At 41.9% G+C, this 18,567-nt stretch carries 20 protein-coding genes and 1 riboswitch; of the genes, 4 read left to right on the top strand and 16 right to left on the bottom strand.

Annotated features, from left to right (window positions below):
- Positions 1-80 precede the first annotated feature (80 nt).
- Positions 81-189, bottom strand: a riboswitch (SAM riboswitch).
- 264 nt (positions 190-453) lie between these two features.
- The 3 genes from argH (at position 454) to ACNURT_RS19800 (ending at position 2,850) form a co-directional block, all read left to right on the top strand.
- Entirely contained in the window at positions 454-1,788 is a 1,335-nt protein-coding gene (gene argH, locus ACNURT_RS19810; protein ID WP_419699198.1) for an argininosuccinate lyase, read from the top strand.
- Between the two features lie 46 nt (positions 1,789-1,834).
- The gene (locus tag ACNURT_RS19805; RefSeq protein ID WP_370998901.1) at positions 1,835-2,038 is read left to right on the top strand and encodes a YwbE family protein; all 204 of its coding nucleotides are present in this window, start codon (positions 1,835-1,837) and stop codon (positions 2,036-2,038) included.
- Positions 2,039-2,211: 173 nt separating this feature from the next.
- On the top strand, positions 2,212-2,850 hold the full coding sequence (locus ACNURT_RS19800) for a DUF1345 domain-containing protein (RefSeq protein WP_419699197.1): 639 nt from the start codon (positions 2,212-2,214) through the stop codon (positions 2,848-2,850).
- On the opposite strand, the gene ACNURT_RS19795 is transcribed toward ACNURT_RS19800, so the two are convergent.
- The 8 genes from ACNURT_RS19795 to ACNURT_RS19760 form a co-directional block, all read right to left on the bottom strand.
- On the bottom strand, positions 2,847-3,773 hold the full coding sequence (locus ACNURT_RS19795) for a DUF72 domain-containing protein (RefSeq protein WP_419699196.1): 927 nt from the start codon (positions 3,771-3,773) through the stop codon (positions 2,847-2,849). The genes ACNURT_RS19800 and ACNURT_RS19795 overlap by 4 nt on opposite strands.
- Before the next feature lie 157 nt (positions 3,774-3,930).
- Positions 3,931-4,689, bottom strand: a complete 759-nt coding sequence (locus ACNURT_RS19790) for an SDR family NAD(P)-dependent oxidoreductase (protein ID WP_419699195.1) — start codon at positions 4,687-4,689, stop codon at positions 3,931-3,933.
- A gap of 186 nt (positions 4,690-4,875) precedes the next feature.
- A complete protein-coding gene (locus ACNURT_RS19785; RefSeq protein WP_419699194.1) occupies positions 4,876-5,280 on the bottom strand; it encodes a helix-turn-helix domain-containing protein in 405 nt (134 codons plus the stop codon).
- Between the two features lie 10 nt (positions 5,281-5,290).
- The gene (locus ACNURT_RS19780) at positions 5,291-6,916 is read right to left on the bottom strand and encodes an amidase (RefSeq protein ID WP_419699193.1); all 1,626 of its coding nucleotides are present in this window, start codon (positions 6,914-6,916) and stop codon (positions 5,291-5,293) included.
- Between the two features lie 303 nt (positions 6,917-7,219).
- Positions 7,220-7,762 (bottom strand): YbhB/YbcL family Raf kinase inhibitor-like protein, encoded by a 543-nt coding sequence (locus ACNURT_RS19775; RefSeq protein ID WP_419699192.1) that lies wholly within the window; start codon positions 7,760-7,762, stop codon positions 7,220-7,222.
- 181 nt (positions 7,763-7,943) lie between these two features.
- Positions 7,944-8,789: a helix-turn-helix domain-containing protein gene (locus tag ACNURT_RS19770; protein WP_419699191.1), complete on the bottom strand. Its 846-nt coding sequence runs from the start codon at positions 8,787-8,789 to the stop codon at positions 7,944-7,946.
- A 17-nt stretch (positions 8,790-8,806) separates the two neighbouring features.
- Positions 8,807-10,075 (bottom strand): ectonucleotide pyrophosphatase/phosphodiesterase, encoded by a 1,269-nt coding sequence (locus tag ACNURT_RS19765; RefSeq protein WP_419699190.1) that lies wholly within the window; start codon positions 10,073-10,075, stop codon positions 8,807-8,809.
- Between the two features lie 102 nt (positions 10,076-10,177).
- Positions 10,178-11,758: a GDSL-type esterase/lipase family protein gene (locus ACNURT_RS19760; protein ID WP_419699189.1), complete on the bottom strand. Its 1,581-nt coding sequence runs from the start codon at positions 11,756-11,758 to the stop codon at positions 10,178-10,180.
- 217 nt (positions 11,759-11,975) lie between these two features.
- Here ACNURT_RS19760 and ACNURT_RS19755 point away from each other — a divergent pair, with 217 nt between their 5' ends.
- The gene (locus tag ACNURT_RS19755; protein WP_419699188.1) at positions 11,976-12,392 is read left to right on the top strand and encodes a hypothetical protein; all 417 of its coding nucleotides are present in this window, start codon (positions 11,976-11,978) and stop codon (positions 12,390-12,392) included.
- 175 nt (positions 12,393-12,567) lie between these two features.
- Here the strand turns inward: ACNURT_RS19755 and ACNURT_RS19750 are convergent, their stop codons facing one another.
- The 8 genes from ACNURT_RS19750 to ACNURT_RS19715 all read right to left on the bottom strand — a co-directional run bounded on the left by ACNURT_RS19750 (position 12,568) and on the right by ACNURT_RS19715 (position 18,567).
- The gene (locus tag ACNURT_RS19750; RefSeq protein WP_419699187.1) at positions 12,568-12,990 is read right to left on the bottom strand and encodes a BLUF domain-containing protein; all 423 of its coding nucleotides are present in this window, start codon (positions 12,988-12,990) and stop codon (positions 12,568-12,570) included.
- Positions 12,991-13,136: 146 nt separating this feature from the next.
- Positions 13,137-13,898 carry an MBL fold metallo-hydrolase gene (locus ACNURT_RS19745; RefSeq protein WP_419699186.1) on the bottom strand — a complete coding sequence of 254 codons (762 nt, stop codon included), beginning with the start codon at positions 13,896-13,898 and terminating at the stop codon, positions 13,137-13,139.
- Entirely contained in the window at positions 13,895-14,167 is a 273-nt protein-coding gene (locus ACNURT_RS19740) for a hypothetical protein (protein ID WP_370998886.1), read from the bottom strand. Before ACNURT_RS19740 ends, ACNURT_RS19745 begins: the two co-directional genes overlap by 4 nt.
- 122 nt (positions 14,168-14,289) lie before the next feature.
- Positions 14,290-14,856 (bottom strand): CAP domain-containing protein, encoded by a 567-nt coding sequence (locus ACNURT_RS19735; RefSeq protein WP_419699185.1) that lies wholly within the window; start codon positions 14,854-14,856, stop codon positions 14,290-14,292.
- A 169-nt stretch (positions 14,857-15,025) separates the two neighbouring features.
- Positions 15,026-15,814, bottom strand: coding sequence for a hypothetical protein (locus ACNURT_RS19730; RefSeq protein ID WP_419699184.1), 789 nt, complete (start codon positions 15,812-15,814; stop codon positions 15,026-15,028).
- Positions 15,815-16,030: 216 nt separating this feature from the next.
- Entirely contained in the window at positions 16,031-16,969 is a 939-nt protein-coding gene (locus ACNURT_RS19725) for a phosphatase PAP2 family protein (protein WP_419699183.1), read from the bottom strand.
- Positions 16,970-16,971: 2 nt separating this feature from the next.
- The gene (locus tag ACNURT_RS19720; RefSeq protein ID WP_419699182.1) at positions 16,972-17,598 is read right to left on the bottom strand and encodes a sterol desaturase family protein; all 627 of its coding nucleotides are present in this window, start codon (positions 17,596-17,598) and stop codon (positions 16,972-16,974) included.
- A gap of 252 nt (positions 17,599-17,850) precedes the next feature.
- A complete protein-coding gene (locus ACNURT_RS19715; RefSeq protein ID WP_370998877.1) occupies positions 17,851-18,567 on the bottom strand; it encodes a CDP-alcohol phosphatidyltransferase family protein in 717 nt (238 codons plus the stop codon).

Here is an 18,567-nt window from a genome sequence, read left to right as displayed (position 1 = left end):
GACCTTAACCTATCCTCTCGGTCACGCGACTTTAAAAAAAACTATAAATCACTTATGGAAGATTGGAAGGGTAAGATCTTTGTTTATCTTTCTCCTATACGGAGCAGGAATTAGCACCTTTTACATTATGCGGATGTACAGGTTGCTAAGACGTCTTTGGGCCTTTCCCTCAGTCTTTCTTGATAAGCGTAATAAAGAACTATTTGTCGTTGTTGACAGTGCAAATATAAAAAGTATTTATATAAATCCTATAGATTTAGTAGAATATTTTAAAATAAATTATTTCTGGTATTGGAGAGGCGGTAAGGAGCAAAGATTTTTGGATAAAGGAGCAAAGACTTTTGTTGGCTTTATCCATGCTCTTTGATCCAAGAATCCTTGTTCTTTTCGGGTTAGTCCACTCGTCTTGATATTTTTTAACCATTATTTCTCATTAATGCACATATTTGCACCATGAGTAAGTTATGGCAAAAAACTACCAATGTAAATGAACTGGTAGAGAGCTTTACTGTTGGCCGCGACAGGGAATTTGATGAGCAAATGGCAGCCTTTGACGTGTTAGGATCATTGGCACACACCCGTATGCTGCAAAGCATCGGATTGATGGATACTGCCGATCTTGACCTGGTACAGCGCGAGTTAAAAGCCATATACGCCGATATTGAAAAAGGTGGTTTTACCATTGATGATGGGGTAGAGGATGTACACTCGCAGGTAGAGCTGCTGCTTACCCAGCGCATAGGCGATGCCGGTAAAAAAATTCACAGCGGCCGATCCCGTAACGACCAGGTACTGGTTGACCTGAAACTATTTTTCCGCAATCAGCTGCAGCAGGTGGTTGACGAAACAGAAGCACTGTTTCGTCAATTGATCTCTTTGAGCGAAAAATATAAGGATGTTTTACTGCCCGGCTATACGCATTTGCAGGTAGCCATGCCATCGTCATTTGGTTTGTGGTTTGGCGCTTATGCCGAAAGCCTGGCCGACGACCTGGAGCTTGTTTTGGCGGCATATCGCATCACCAATAAAAATCCATTAGGCTCGGCGGCGGGTTATGGCTCATCCTTTCCGTTAAACCGTACTTTAACTACCCAATTACTGGGTTTTGATAGTTTAAATTATAACGTGGTATACGCCCAGATGGGGCGTGGCAAAACCGAGCGGATCATTGCGCAGGCTTTGTCGTCTATTGCTGCTACGCTTGCAAAAATGGCGATGGATCAGGCTTTATACCTAAGCCAGAACTTTGCTTTTGTAAGCTACCCGGATACTTTAACTACCGGCAGCAGCATTATGCCGCATAAAAAGAATCCCGATGTATGGGAAATTATGCGCGGCAAATGTAACCGCTTGCAGGCCCTGCCAACCGATGTAGCCATGATGACCACCAACCTGCCATCGGGCTATCACCGTGAGTTGCAATTGCTTAAAGAATTGTTGTTCCCGGCTTTTGCCGATCTGAAAAATTGCCTGCACATGGCCACCTTTATGCTGCAGAACATCAGCGTAAACACTGATATACTGAAAGATCCAAAATATGCTTACCTCTTCAGCGTGGAAGAAGTGAACCGCATGGTATTGAACGGTACCCCTTTCCGCGATGCCTACAAACAAATAGGCCTGGCCATTGAACAAGGCGATTTTAATCCCGACAAAACGGTAAATCATACCCACGAAGGTAGTATAGGCAACCTTGGTAATGAACAAATTACCGCTGCCTTTGATAAACTGCTCACCAATTTTGATTTTGAAAAGGTTGACAGGGCGATAAAAGAACTGGTGAAATAGGCGTCAAAATCAACGGAATCATAAAAATCAATATAGATCAACGGTCATGAACGGACAAAACAGAAGCGATATATACCCAGGTCTGGAGGTTGACATTATCCTGAAAAAAGATCAGCGTACGGGTACTCTTACCCGCGGTTTTGTAAAACGATTGCTGACCAGCGCCGCTTATCACTCTCGCGGTATTAAGGTTCAGTTAGATGACGGGCAGGTGGGCCGTGTAGCCTGGATAGTAGATGAAGAAGATTAGTGTGCAGGAAGCTAAAGGCTACTTTTGTCTTTGATCCCTAAATCTTTGATCTTTAATCCAATTAGTTCATTAATTCTACACAATTCATCACCATATTTACGGTATAAACTCGTCTTATGCCTGCTAATAAAATAAAATCAAAGGTTTGGTTTCGACTGGATTCCAATTATCGGATGCTTATTTCCTTAGGGATAAGCGGAATCGTATTGTTTTTTTGTTTTGGACATTTCAGCGCACCCTCAGTAATATTGATCACCTGGATAGCTTTTGCATTGGCTATCATCATTATGGATTGGGTGATCATCCTGTCATCCCACCCCATGGAAGTACGCAAAATAGCGCGCATTGAAGACTCCAGTCGCACGCTGATATTTTTGTTCGTCATTGTATCCTCGCTGGTGAGCATGCTGGCTATATTTTTCCTGCTTAAATCATCCAAACATTTGTCGCCAGAGGCTGTAACCGGTCATGTTTTACTGGGGATGACATCGGTTATTATTTCCTGGATATTGGTGCATACCATATTTACCCTGCGTTATGCGCATATGTATTATTCTATCGATACTGATGGCGATAACAAGAAAAAGCCATTAGGAGGCCTTGAATTTCCGGGCGATGAAAAGGAGCCTGATTATCTTGACTTTGTTTATTTTTCCTTTGTTATCGGCATGACCTTCCAGGTATCTGATGTGGAGATCTCTTCCCGCCAGATTCGCCGCCTGGCCTGGATGCACGGTATGATAGCCTTCGCTTTTAATACGGCGATAGTGGCCCTGAGCATCAATGTAATATCCGGGTTGGTAGCTAACTAAAACAAACTGCTTTGTGCTTCAATAAATTTAGGGCGAAGTAATTGAGTACCTAATGCTTTGTTCAATTCGTCGGTTACGTAATCGGCCAGGATGGGCGAATAGCGTTCATCGTGCTGGTGCATAAAAAACCATACCGATCTTAAACCCTGTTGCTGCCATTGTTTAATGCGGGCAACCCATTCGTCCAAACGGGCCTTATCCGAATCAAAATTACCATCCACCAATCCATTCCCCACAAAACGGATAAAAGCATGCGGTGTAGGCAGGTTCATGTGTACCACATCGCGCCTGCCGGTAGCATCGGTAATTACCGCGCCGATGTTGAGGTCATGCAATAGCTTAAAAACTTTTTCGCTGTTCTCGGGCACAGCAAACCATTCTTTATGCCGCAGCTCAACAAAAACAGGAACATCTTTGGGTAATTGTTCCAGGTATGCTTTTAACTCCGGAAAGCTTTTTGGGGTGTAGTTATCACTCAGCTGTAAAAACATGGGGCCCAATTTATCGCCAAAGGCCATCACGCCTTCGTAATAACTGGTGGTAATATCCTCGGCATTTTTTAACCTGCGGATGTGACTGATGCTTTGCGAAAATTTTGGGCAAAATTTAAAATCTGGATTGCTATCAGCTTTGGCTTTCCATTTGGTAATGGTATCGGGTCCGTAAACATTGTAGAATGTAGCGTTGAGCTCAATGCAGTCAAAATGCTTTACATACTCATCCAGAAAGTTGGCTTCCTTGGTTTTAAGGGGATAGATCTGGCCAACCCATTCCTTGCGGCCCCATTTAGCGCAACCTACACGAACCTGTAATGGCTCCTTGCTTTTTGCCGCCGCCAAAGTGCTTAATGTAAGCGCTGTATCAAGAGGAAGGGTAAAATCTATAGCAGCTAATTCTTGCGGGGTAACACGGCCAAATTCCATATAATTAGTTGATTGGGTTGATTAAGTTGGATTGGTGATTAAGTTAGTAAAAGTATTAATTATTAAAACAGCTAATTACTTATTTGTGTTGCAACCCAATCAACCCAATCAACCCAATCAACCCAATCAACCCAATCAACCCAATCAACCCAATCAATTACAAAAACATACCACCTGACGCTTCGATACGCTGCGCGTTGATCCAGCGGGCTTCTTCGGTACATAAAAAGGCTACGATGCCGCCAATATCATCCGGCATACCCGGGCGGCCTAAAGCGGTAATGCCGGCTATCCGGTCATGCATACCTTCATGGGAGAAAGCTTCTTTGGTAAAGTCGGTTTCAATAATCCCGGGTGCAACCACATTTGCCGCGATGCCGCGTGGTCCCAACTCTTTGGCCAGGTATTTGGTCAATACCTCAATGGCGCCTTTCATAGAAGCATAAGCCGCATAGCCGGGAGTAGAAAAACGGGCAAGGCCGGTTGAAAAATTGATAATACGACCACCATCGGCTATAACCGGCAAACTTTTTTGGGTTAAAAAGTAAACGCCCTTAAAATGTATGTTCATGAGGTTGTCAAAATCCTCTTCGGTAGTTTCGGCAAATTTCGAGGCTGCATCAATACCCGCGTTGTTGATCAGGAAATCAAAGGTATTGCGACCCCATTTTTCCTGCAGCAGCGCGCTAAGCTGAGTGATAAAACCATCAAATGATTTAATAATGCTGGTATCCAATTGTAATGCCGCTGCTTTTTGACCCAATTTTTCGATGGAGGCGACAACTTCTTCAGCTTCCTCTTTTTTACTGCGATAGGTAAGTATTACATCAATACCTTTTTTGGCCAGGTGCTGGGCCGCGTTTTTGCCTAAGCCACGGCTGCCGCCCGTAATAAGAGCTATTTTATTTGTACTCATTTTGTTTTTGTTTATTGTTTATAATGATACAAAGTTGCAGCTAAATAGTGTTGTAATTATGGTGACTATTTCAGTTTAAATGGTAACTGTTTCAGATTAATTGGTACTTATTTCGTGGTAAAAAGACACATGTGATGTGTCTCTACAAAACAACCTAAACGTACAGACGCATCACATGCGTCTCTTTCAATTCGCCTGCTCATATTGCCTAATCAATATCCCTTCACGGTATTGTTTTGGTGTAACACCCTCAAAACGCTTAAAAAACTTAGTAAAGTTAGAAGGGTCAAAAGTAAGCTGAGTTGCAATTTCAGCAATGGATACAGTACTATTCCGGAGCATATCTTTAGCTATCTGCATGATCTTTTCCTCGAAAAAATCACAAGGCGCCCGACCGGTTGTTAACTTAATGGTATTGCTTAAATGGGTAGGGTGGATGTGCAGCTGATCGGCAAAGTCGCGGATCTCCATCATATCCATTAACTTGTGTTGCAACAAGTCGTCCAGGTGCTGATCAATCGCTTTCAAAAATTCGGCGGTTATTTCGTGCTGCCTGGCCAGTATCTTTTTAGGAATATGTGTTGTTGCCATGATAACAAAGTTAAGCAAACAGGTCTGGCTTAAAAACAGGCTCGGCTCTTTTTTTGGATGCCTGTTCGTAGGCATAGGCCAGGGCAATGATGTCCGCTTCTTTATAAGCCGTACTGAAAAACGAAAGGCCCACCGGCAATTCATGTACTTTACCCATGGGTACGGTTATATGCGGATAGCCGGCTTTAGCGGCAGGTCCCGAGAATGAAAAGCCATTGTCATAATCGCCGTTAACCAGGTCGATGCAAATTGCAGGTCCGTTGGTTGGACCGATGATGGCATCCAGTTTATTATCTGTCAGTATTTTATCAATGGCTTTGCGTGTGCCATCGCTGGTTTGTTTCAGGGCGTCAAGGTACTCTTTGCTGTTCAGATCGCCTTTGCTTTGGGCCAGTTCCAGCGTTTCTTGTTTAAAAAAGGGCATGGTTTTGGCTTCGTTCTGTTTGTTAAAAGCAATCACATCGGCCAGTGTTTTCATTTTACTGTTGGCGGTACTCAGATACTTATTAACGCCATCTTTAAACTCATATAGTAGTACGGTAAATTCACCTCGGCTAATGTCTTTCAGCGCTTTGTTTAGTTCCACTTCAACAATAGTGGCACCTTTGGCTCTCAGCGTATTGATGGCATCTTTCAACAAAGCAACCATTGCAGGGTTGCCTTCCAGTGCCGATTTCTCTACTCCAAGACGTTTACCTTTCAGCCCGTTTGCGTCCAGAAATTTAGTGTAATCTGCCGCTGCTTTTCCCTTACTGGCAAGGGTGTAACTGTCCTGTGCGTCGATACCGGCCAGTACACCTAAAACAATAGCGGCATCCTTAACGGTGCGCGCCATTGGTCCGGCAGTATCTTGTGTTTTGGATATGGGGATGATGCCCGATCGGCTCCACAGGCCTACGGTAGGTTTAATGCCCACCAGGCCATTGACCGATGAGGGTGATACAATAGAGCCATCAGTTTCGGTACCGATAGCAACAGTACATAAATTAGCTGCCGCCGCCGATCCGGAACCAGCGCTTGAGCCACTGGGATTACGATCCAATATATAAGGACATTTGGTTTGCCCACCGCGACTGCTCCAGGCACTGGTGGAGTGTGTGGATCGGAAATTGGCCCATTCGCTTAAATTGGTTTTGCCCAGTATAACCGCGCCCGCTTCGCGCAATTTGTGCACAATGAAGGCGTCCTGTTTGGCAAAGTTATCAGCCAATGCCAGCGCACCGGCTGTGGTGTGCATATTATCGCCGGTATTGATATTGTCTTTAATGAGTACCGGTATGCCATGCAATGGGCCACGCACTTTGCCCTGTGCACGTTCTTTATCCATGGCATCGGCCATATTCAACGCATCTTTGTTGAGCTCGATGACCGAGTTGAGCTTTGGCCCGTTCTTATCTATTTTGTCAATACGTTTCAGGTAGAGTTCGGTAATAAGGCGCGAGGTATATTCCTTGGCCTGCATTTTTTGCTGCAGATAGGAAATGGTAACTTCTGAGAGTTCAAACAGATCGTCTTTGTTATCGGCAGTATCATCGGCCTTTTTTTCTTCCGCTGGCTGACTGCATGACGCGGCTACTAAAGTTGATAAAGTTAAACCTGCTAATGAGCCTGTTTTCAGGAAGTTTCTTCTGTGCATAACCGGTGAGATTTTAAGCTATTACAAATAACAAAATATTTGGCTAATTAAAAATAGCAAGCTTGGTTATTACCCATTTGTATGTACAACGTTACATCCATCCCAATTTTCCGGGTGGTGTCAACTCACCCTGTCATCGCTATGCCCAACATCCCTCTCTTCGCCTGTGGCGTAAAGAGGGATCCAAATTTTTTTTATGGGTATTTTCCCAACCCTCTTTCCGCCCGTAGGCGAAGAGAGGGTCACCCAGCGAAGCGTAGGTGGGGAGTCGATACTACGTTAGCCCGTCTATACACCAAACTCTTATCTTTTATAATATACCACCAACGATGCTTTGGCTATCACATTTTGATTAAGCATAAAGCCGGCTAAGGCAGCCGAAGCTTTATTATCCACCCCAAGCTTCGTTGATTTCAAGGCATAAACCGTGATCACGTAGCCATGAGGCGCATCATTTTCCGGCGGGCATGGGCCGCCATAACCAGTAACACCAAAATCAGTAATTCCCTGTATAGTGCCGGCCGGTGCTATTCCTGCCGATGGGTTGCCTGCGCCCTGTTTTAGTTCATGTACGCTGGCCGGGATATCAAAAATAATCCAGTGCCACCAGCCGCTGCCCGTAGGCGCCTGCGGGTCATAAATAGTTACCGCGAAACTTTGTGTACCTGCTGGCGCATTCTGCCATTCCAGTTGAGGCGATTTGTTGCCGCCGCTGCAACCAAATGTATTAGCGATAAATTGATTGGTGAACTGGCCACCTAAATCGGTGCTTTTAAGGGTAAAGGTTTGTGCATTAGCGATTAAACCAAGGCTTATAGCCAGCACAAATAAGAAGAATGTTTTCATGATCTTTCGGATAATATTTATTTATCCAAAATTGTGGGTGATTGATGCTTTGAAGTTATTGATATGGGCTCAAAAACTATTGAAAACAGCTCATAAAAAGGGCGTGAAAGAGACGCATGTAATGCGTCTCTACATTTGCTTTTATTGTAGAGACACATCACATGTGTCTCCCGTAATATTTTTATTGCGCGCCGAGCTGATACTGTTTAGGGCTTACGCCGAACTTCTTTTTAAAGGCCGACGAAAAATTCGACAAGTTATCATAACCCAGGTCAAGGTATAACGAAGTTGCGTTCTTACCTTGCGATAATTCCTGCCGGGCTACCTCCAGTTTGCGTTCGCGGATGTATTTGCCGGGAGCAATGTGGTAAGCTTTTTCAAAATCGCGTTTAAAAGATGCCAGGCTTTTATGAGCCAGGAAGGCCAGTTCCTCGAGGGTAAGGTTATTGAAGAGATTGTTCTCCACTACATTTTTTAATTGCATGGCAGGCGAAGGGGCATTGCTTTGTAACAAAGCAATCAATTGCGTCCGGTGGCTTTGCAGTAAAATTAGCAACAGCTCTTCCACCTTGTTTACGGCCAATTCATAGGGTAAATTTTGCCCATCGTGTATCAAGGCCTGCAGACTTTTAATATAACCGGCCAGATAATTGGTTTGTCTGAACTTAATATAATCAGGAGCGGCCGAAGTCTTGGTATTTAGCTGATATTTATTTAAGAAATTAATAGCCACGCTTGTCGGAAAAAACACCAGGATGCTGCTATACTGATGTTCATTGAGTGTATGCTCGGCCATAATGGAATTACCTTGAGGTAAAACAATGCCTTCGCCAGTATGTACTACCGTATTATCAGCCGGACGATAGACTGCCTTTTCGCCATTGATCACAAAGCTAATGGCATAACAGTTAAATACCACCCGAACATTTTTAAAGCTGTCCTGTTCCTGATAATGTACAAACGAAATATTACCCGCAGTGATCTTGCTCTGGTTTTCGGTAGCCTCGGGTATATAAATGTTGGTCATGCCTAACAGGGATATTTTTATTTCTTTTTAACCAGGATGGTACGCGCCAGCTTATCGGTGCCATCTACCTTACCGGTATATCGAAGCCCTAATATACTTTTTACCAGGTTAAAAACCGCTACGTTCTCAAACGATGGAATGGTTGTATTCTTTTTAAAGGCAGGTCCCCAGGCCAGGAAGGTGGCGTGCATATCTTTAACCAGAGTTGGATCATATCCGTGCCAGCCCAGGTTTATTTTTCTTTTAGATAAGTTAAATACTTTGGGGTAATGGGGTATCAGCAATATATCACCAATGCGGTTATGCCAGTCATCGGTTTGGCCATAATGTAATCTGGCCGGTACGTAGGTTTTAAGATACACGTCGTAATCAACTGCTTGTTGTTTTAACTGTTTGTAGGTGCTGTCGATATCGGTTTTGTTTTTGGCATACAATTCTACCAGGATACCATCGCCTGAAACTACAAATTTTGAGGTATCAATAGCCGCGGGAATACCGATGGGGTGTTCCTTATCTACATAGGTCATGCCGTGGTCTGATACAAAAATAAAGTTTGCTTTAATACCGGTGGCTTTTACAGCTTTATTCAGCTCATTAACCGCGGAATCAACAAAGTGTACTTCATGGGCTGTTTCCGGCGCGTCAGGGCCATACATGTGCCCCGCATGATCAACCTGCGGAAAGTAGAAGGTGATCAGGTGCGGGCGTTCGGCCGGCGGTAGTTTTAACCACTTTACCACAGCATCTATACGGTCATGGATAGTTATCTTTTCGTTATAGGTATAATAATAGGTAGGACGAACGTTCTGTATAGCTGCCTCCGAAGCTACCCAGTAAAAACTGGCCGAAAGCATACGCTGCTGCTCGGCCAATACCCATAGTGGCGAGCCATAATACCAGGAACCATCAGCTACTTTGGCTTTCGCGCCCATATAATAGGAATCATGCCGGTCACGATCATAAAAAGCATTATTGACCAGGCCTGAATGCGAAGGATATAAACCGCTAACCAAAGCATAATGGTTAGGAAAAGTAACTGAAGGATAGGAAGGGATCATAGATGATGCACTAACACCCTCCTTACTTAAAGCAAGCAAATGGGTAGCCTGGTACTTTTTGGCGTAATCATATCTAAAACCATCCGCCGAAATAAGGATTACGTATGGTTTACTTTGCTGTTTAACGCTATTTTTACGACCAGGAATGATTTTCTGAACCGTATCTGCCTGGCCAAATGCTATTATCGCTTGCAAAAAGACTGTAATAAAGAGGATGAGTTTTTTCATAGATAACGATATGCGCAAATTTATGCAAATAGCATTATCGTTTTGATATGATTGGGTTAAATTACCTCCCTCACAGTCAGGAGGGAGGTAGATTAATCCCTCTTATTTACGTTTTAAAGCCTCAGCTATCGCTTTCTCGGCCAGCGGTTCCATTACTTTGTAACCAGCCAGATTGGGGTGTACGCCATCGCCTGATAATGATTTAGGCAAACCCTTGCGTTCATCGGCCATTGCCGAAAAGTAATCAAGATATACCATGTGATTTTTGTCGGCAAAGTCTTTGATCATGGCATTCAGGCGCACTGCTTTTTCGGCAGGTTCCATTCCGGGGCGCCATGGAAAGTCAAATGCCGGCAATACCGACGATAGAACTACCTTAATACCAGCCGCTTTAGCCAACAGCGCCATGGATTGTATATTGCCAAAAACATCTTCCAGCTTTATAGGGCCATTATTTTCTGCAATATCATTGATGCCTGCCAGTATCACTACCACACCGGGTTTTAGGTTGATTACATCATCACGAAAACGCACCAGCATCTGGGTAGTGGTTTGCCCGCTGATGCCCCGGTCATAATATGGCTTACCGGCAAAAAATGCAGAGTCACTCCTGATCCAGAAATCAGTGATTGAGTCGCCCATGTAAACAACACTTTTAGGGTTAGTCCCCTGTGCAATTACTTTTGCGTTATCGGCCGCATAGCGTTTAATGTTGGCCCAGTCTTTATGAAACTGTTCATCATATTTTTTGCGATTGGCTTCTGCTTGTTCTTGTTTTTCCTGTGGTGATTTGGCTTTTGGATCTATCGGTTTTAAAAAGCCTTTAAGACCCAGCCAGTCGTTAAAACGTTCAATCCAGGTATCTGTGGGAATGTTTTGTTTTCGCATACCAAAACCATGGCTCCCTTTGGCATACAAATGCAATTCGGCGCTATGTTTTGAAGCAAGCCATTTGGAATATAAGTCGACACTATGCGGAGCGAGGTTCAGGTTATCGTCTGTAGCCGCGGTCAGGAACAAGGGTGGTGCATCATCCGGGATGGGGGATTGCAATGCCGGTGGAAAATAAGGGTAAATTGGCGCTACAAAATCGGGTTTATTGGCAGGCGTATATTTATAAGCAGATGCCGCGGCTAAAGTTCCTCCTGCCGAGAAACCCATAATACCTATACGCGATGGTGACAAGCCATATTCCACAGCATGCTCCCGCACATAAGTAATGGCTTGTCTGGCATCAGCAATACATAAAGGGATTATTTTACTTATTTTTTGTTCAAAACCTTTTTTAGCCATGTTTGTGGCGAGCTCTTTCATTGGGTCGTCTGTAAAACTTTGCGTTAACCGGTATTTTAATACAAAGGCGGCTACACCATGCTGATTAAGCCATTTGGCAACATCGTTACCTTCACTGTTGATAGATAATACCTCGAAACCACCGCCGGGACAAATAATAACAGCCGTGCCTGTGGCAATCGCCGGATCGGGTAAAAATGCCTCCAGAGAAGGATGCACCACATTGTAAACCAACTTTACATTAAATAACTTATTTTCACTTTCGCCTTCAGTCCAATTCCAGTTTTCGGAACCTGGAGCCGCGCCTTGGTACAACTGGATAATTTTTTGCTGTGCTTGTGCTGTTGTTATAAAAATAAACAGCCCTATAATCATTAATTTCAGCTTCATATAATTGGTATAATTGATAGCTAAATGTAACGCTAATTACAATATTATAAAAGCATTTAGCACAGATGAATAATTCTCCTGTTTATTGTGTAATAATCAGGATACTTAACGGATATGACTACTATACTGAAAATGTTTTCGTTATATTCATAAAACTGATTTTTTTGATGTTATGGTACCCGGTAAAATAAGCAAGCTGTTCTTTCCTGCCATAATTATGTTATTGCTGCTGTCATGCAGCAAACAGCCCAAGATTTTTGAGAGTAATTGTAACGATGGGATAACTTTTAAAAAAATTGAGTTTACTGAATTGGTAAATCATCTTAAAAGTTATAACGGTCAGTATGTAGAAGTTACCGGGAAATATGTGGAGGGTGTTGAGCAATCGGCATTATTAAATGATAGTCTTTTTGCAGATCATTCCTTAAATAAAGCGTTATGGGTTGATTTTAGCCAGGAGTGCCCATTGTACCTAACCGGAACACGAGAGGGATTATTTCAATATAACAATGGCACATTTACCCGGATCAATAAAAGGTTTATTACCATAAAGGGTAAAATTAATACGCATAATACAGGGTACTTAAACAAATATAAAGGTGCAATAGAGAGGGTGAGCTTTATTAAGCTATAATCTTATTTGTAAATTTTATTAAGTTTTGATAAATTAAATAACTAATTATAAATTTGCAGGTAGTTTTTGTTAAATTATAATTAAAAAAATACTGTCTGTTTAAAACATTAGTTAATAACTATTGTTCTATCGTTACTAAGTATCGCAAAAACAGTAATTATTATAAAACTGGAGGTTAAAAAGAAATATATAATCTGTTACTATCAACAAAGGTTTTAAGCATATTAATGGTGATATGCTCAGCGTTATTGGGTAAGTTTAGATCGGGTAAGCTAAGAAAGCCTTCAATTTCCTGCAGGGTTTCTGAATTTACAGAGGCAAAAGCCATTGACCAGTCTGGAAAGTTTCTTTTTTTAGTAGTTCCGGAAGCAAGTTTAATGATGTTTTTGTGCCTTGCATCCAGTTCAATGGTTTGGTAAATGAGCTCAACAGAACTTTTTTCACCTTCCAGAACCTGCATGAATGTACCCTGACAATAGAGCAGCATACCCGTGATCTTATTTTTTTTATTTTTAGCACGAGCAACTCTCAACAAATCTAAAAGTTCTTCTTCGCTCATCAGCCTTTGGGCTGTGCTTACGTAAACAATATATTCCATTTAATAGGGGCTTGCTATCCGTATCAAGTACACATTATGTACCCAAACGGATGCTTACAAATATTGTTTTTTTTTGTGCGAAAATTGTCTTATTTCCTGTTTATTTATTGTAAATTCTTAAACACCAGCGGTGTTACCCTGAGGAGTTAAATAATGAGTTTCAGACCATCGTAAGCCAGCTCAATATTCCCTGGTAATTCTTTGGATACGTCGAAATGAGTACCTAAACGATGGCTGATATGCGTAAGATAAGTCATGTCGGCACCAACCTCATTGGCAAAATTTATAGCTTCTTCAAGCGTAAAATGTGATATATGGCTTTGTTTTTGCAGCGCATTGATCACCAGTGTTTTTGTTCCTTTTATTTTTTCTTTTTCACTTTCCGGTACGGTTTTGGCATCCGTAATATAAGTGAAATCATTTACCCTAAAACCCAGTATAGGCAGCTTATAGTGGAGCACCTCAATAGGTGTAAAAATATTGTTACCAATTGAAAATGGAAGCAGGTTGATAGGGTGCACTACTACCTGTGGAATACCGGGGTATCCCGTTCCGTCAAAAACATACGGAAACTCACGTACCAGGGCTTTTTGTACTCTTTGATCTGCGTAAATATCAATCGGGCTGTTTTGCTTGTAGTTAAATGCCCTGATATCATCCATGCCGGCAATATGATCTTTATGTTCGTGAGTAAACACAATGGCATCCAGATGTTTTACTCCTGCCCGCAACATTTGGTATCTGAAATCGGGGCCCGAATCAACTACGATAGTTTTATCTTCAGTTTCTATTAAAATGGAAGTCCTTAACCTGTTATCACGAGCATCGGTTGATGTACATACCTCACAGCCGCAGGCAATAACAGGGACACCCTGTGAAGTTCCGGTTCCTAAAAATGTTATGGTCACAGCTGCAATTTAGTTTGTTTGATCTCCTGCAAAAATGCAACCTGTTTTTCATCAAGCAGTTTGTAATCTACCTCAAGTTCCCGAAGCAATTCAACAATGGCTAATATTTTACTTTCCAGGTTCGAGAAACGGTTAACAATTACCATACGGCTGTTGAGTAACAAGCAGGAGCCTGTTTTAAAATTGCCTTTTTCATACCGCACCTTGTACCCAGCCGATTTGAGCAGCATTTCCAGTTTTTCAAGCGTATGGTTGGTAGCGGGTAGCATTAATTCCAAAATTAACAAAACTAAGTGTAAATGCGCTTTGAATCCTGGGAATTTTGAAAAACTGACTTTGGGATTGCCAGGCTAAAAGCCGGTATCTGTAACTTACATATTCACGTATCGACCTAATCATGACCGGTTGAGGGCTGCCGCACCATGCGGTATTTGCCCGATTTAATGAGCTTCTGCTGTTCGGGCGAAAAGGATTCGCGGCCGCCAAAATCCTGTACCCAGTAATTCCGGTACATGGCAACACCTACTTCTTTAAAATCGGGATTCATCAGGTTTTTGCAATGACCTTCACTCTTAAACCAACCGTCCATCACTTCGGCAATGCTTTGTTGCCCGGCAGCTATATTTTCGCCAATAGCAAAACTTTTGTATCCCTTGAATTTGTAGCCGGCGGCAACTATGCGATCCTCCATGCTGCGGCCATCCCTGCTGTTATGATCAAAATAATTTTGCCTGGCCATATCTTTAGCGTGGCCCTCAGCAGCATCCTGTAAGTCATCATTCCAGGTTAGCGGCGGGGCAGGAGGGTAATATTTCACGCCGCAGTTACAGCCTTTTTGCCTGGTTAAGTTTATACGGTATAAAAACTCATTTTTAAATTGCCTGCTTTGGCCATAAGCGGTATAAAATGTAAGCAAGGCTGCAAAAGTAAAAATAGTTTTAATGATCAGTTTCCTCATATCATCTGTATGACAATTTTCCCGGCAGCGGGTTTAATTAAAATATCCCGGCGATATATGCAACGTTATGATCGTGGTTTTCTTATGCGCAATTGCCATTTAACGCGTTTGCTGCGTATTGAATAAACGATAACGGCAATAGCGATCAGAGCAAGCGCTATTACCAATACTATAATGAGGCTATGCGTTTGACGGAGCCTGTTTTGGAGGGCTTCTTTTTGCTTGAGGTAGGCGCTTTCTTGCTGGAGGCGAGTACTTTTTTTTTGACGATGATAGAGTCTTGTTTTTTGATCCGGAGGGAGTCCTGGGTATTGACGCGTGCCAAGCGGTCAATTTCAGCCTGGTGTATACTGTCATCAATCTCCTCATGCCGCTTAATAGCCAAAGCTGCCTTATCAAAATCTTTCATCTGGCGAAATAGCCCGGCATAACCAACCTGTACCGCCGATTCTTTCTGGGGATCTTTGTTTTTAACCGATAATGTCAGGGCCTCATTCAGATCGCGCATGGCCCATTTATAATCTTTCATATCGGCCTTTATCGCCGAAAGTTCAATTAACGAAGTAATAATATTGGGTACATCTTTTTTCTGACGGGATATGGCGTTTGACTGCAAAATGAACCACTTGGCCTGAATATACCTGTATTGCTGACGATAAATTTTTGCCAGATTATTATAGCAGGTGCGTAAACCCAGCGTGTCTGAAATGTTTGAGAAATTGTGGAGGGCCAGCATGGTATAGTTTAACGCTTCTAGCTGGTTATAATACCTGAACCGCCTGCTGGTGATCGTATCGTTTTTTAACAAATACTGGTTCGCGATCTCCACATATATAGGACCTTTTAGCGAATCTTTGGTAACCTGTAATTTTTGTTTCAGGCTATCCAGGTCATGCGCTTGCGCTGATAATTCTAATCCGGCGAGGAGTATAAAAAGGCAGGTAATCAGTTTCTTCATGTAAGGATTATCGTATCAACAGTTTATTTGAATAATAACCTGTCAAATAGTGTGCCTGTTTACTGTTTGTTAATCTAAATACTGATGATATTAAGCGATTTGCAATTTTTTATACCCAAAAGATATTTTTGTAATACAGTTTAAACCTGGATATCACCAGGCAACAAGGATTGTCTTATGGCAAATCAGAGATGGTATAGTAAATAGTACAATGATTTACAGAATAACCTGCTCGTATTTATCAATGGAGGTTTGCATCCATTTTACTTTGGCCATCAACAGGTTAAACAGGGATATGCCCAATACAGCTGTAGTAATACCCGCCAATACATCCAATACATAATGATGACTTGCATACACAGCGGTAAACCAAATACCCAGCATTACAATGGCAAAAAAGATGCTGGCCACTTTGTACCGGTTTTTTATACCATAGTACAATACAATAACCGGGTAGGAGGAGTGAAGCGATGGCATAGCCGCGAAAACATTGGAACCTTTGGTATAGATAGATTTGAAGATACCCGCATGAAAATAAGCATCGAACTTAGCCAAACCGGCAACATTACCCGCAGTTAGCGGTGTAAAATGAAAACCGTAATATTGAACATACCATGGCGGTGCAGCAGGATAAGTGTAATAGATAACGAATCCAAGCAGATTCACCAATACAAAGGTGAGGGAGAAATACAAAAACTGCCGTTTATTTTTGAAGAATAAAAATGCGGCAAAACCCAATGGCACGGGTATCCAGCAGAGATAAAATAAACCGGCTACCACGTCTATAAACGTAGTGCCGTGAATGCGCAAATATTCATTGGGGGTTAACAGTTTGCCATGGTCATGTATCCCGAAAATGTGCTTTTCAAAATTATACAGATCGGCAATATGAACGGATGTATAATGGTAGTTTGGAAAAGCCTTCATGTAATCAAATATGATCCAGTATACAATGAATATACTGAAGCCTAATATGAACTTACGGGTAACTCCTGACAGGTAAAATAGTGAATTAAATATGGCTACGAGTACCAGCTCTGATGAGTTATAGCCAATAAGGAAGTAGGAGATAATAAGATATGCTATTGAAAGAAGTGTAACAACCAGTACTGATTTACCATTTACGGCTACACTGTTTTGCCCGGTACTATCCACACCTATTTCTTTAAAAAACCTGAACGGAATATTTTATCCCAAAGCGGTGAGCTCACACCATAACCCTTTTCTGGATCCTGGTAATGATGCAGCATGTGGTGTTGTTTTATTTTTTTGAAAAGACCGCTTTTGAAGTTAAAATGATGCATAGCATAATGCGATATATCATAAAACAGGTAGCCTAATATAAAACCCGGGAAAAAGCCAAATATGTAATTTACCGGCAACAAAGCTTTAAACAAAAAGTAAAACCCGGTAGCCAGTGGAATGCTTAATGATGGCGGCAATACCAAACGTTTGGCATCGCTGGGGTAATCATGGTGTACGCCATGCATAATAAAATGTAACCGTTGTGCCCACTTCCAGTTTTCGTTTGGCTGATAATGGAAAACAAAACGGTGCATAATGTATTCAACAATGGTCCAGATAAATAAGCCTGCTAAAAACAAGCCGGTGTACAGTAAAAAGTTTATGCCAGCCTCAAAAAAAGCTTCGTAGGTACATGCCAGAATAACGGGTACAAAAATATACAGGGGTACGGTGTAGTGTACCTTTGATAAACCTTCTAAAAAGTCGCTTTTAAACATTCTCACAGACTCCTGAGAATTGGAGACATAATTTTTCTTCATAGCATATCAGGTTTTAAAATTTTAACGATTTCTCTGCCTGTTATTGTCTTTTAATAATAATATATAAGTTAGCACAACTTAACCCTGTTCAATTTTAATAAAGATTTACTATTATGTAAACACCTTTATTTAAAGGTTACGAAGATATGATATTTTAATTATTGAATTAGTGATCTCTTTTGATTTCAACTAACCTAATTGCCAACTTAGTTTTAATTCAGTAATTCGATAATTCAGTAACTCAATAATTGGTTACTTCCTTTCTGCTTCAATTAAAGCTCTTTTAGCTTCTCTTAGTCTGTTAAACGCGGTAATATTAGTAAGCACCGCCAATATTACCAATGGAATGGTGAATATGGATATGGTTTCAAACACGTGAAACTTAATGCCGGGTATAAACAATTTATAGTTACCGCCAATATACTGCGCCACTATACCACTTAAAGCGGCACATAAACCAATGGTTACTACACGCTCGGGTCTTTGCATTAACCCACCTTTTACTTCTACGCCTAAACCTTCGGCACGAGCCCTTACATAACTAACCATCATGGAACCTATCAGCGCAATGAAGGCAGCTATCGAGCTTACAAAATAATGATGGGCAACCAGGTAATAACAGATGCCAAGGAACATGATCAGCTCGCTGTAACGGTCAAGTACAGAGTCATACAAAGCGCCAAAGGTTGATTTCATGTTGCCTAAACGGGCTACTTGTCCATCGAGCATATCAAACAGGCCAGCAAACAATATTAAACCACCGGCCCAGCCTACATAACTCAGGTCGCCCCGGTTACCTTCTTCGGCGCCTAATATAAATATGGCAGCCACACCTACATTTAACACAAAACCAATTGAAGTAACCGCGTTGGGGGTTAACCCAACCTTGATAAGAATTTTTACAAAGGGATCAATAACCTTGTAAATACCTAACTGTAGGTTTGTTCTTATGGATGTTTGCTGTTCCAT

Source organism: Mucilaginibacter sp. NFX135, assembly GCF_048565145.1.
In the GTDB taxonomy this organism is placed as follows: domain Bacteria; phylum Bacteroidota; class Bacteroidia; order Sphingobacteriales; family Sphingobacteriaceae; genus Mucilaginibacter.
This window is presented reverse-complemented; position numbering and strand designations above follow the sequence as displayed.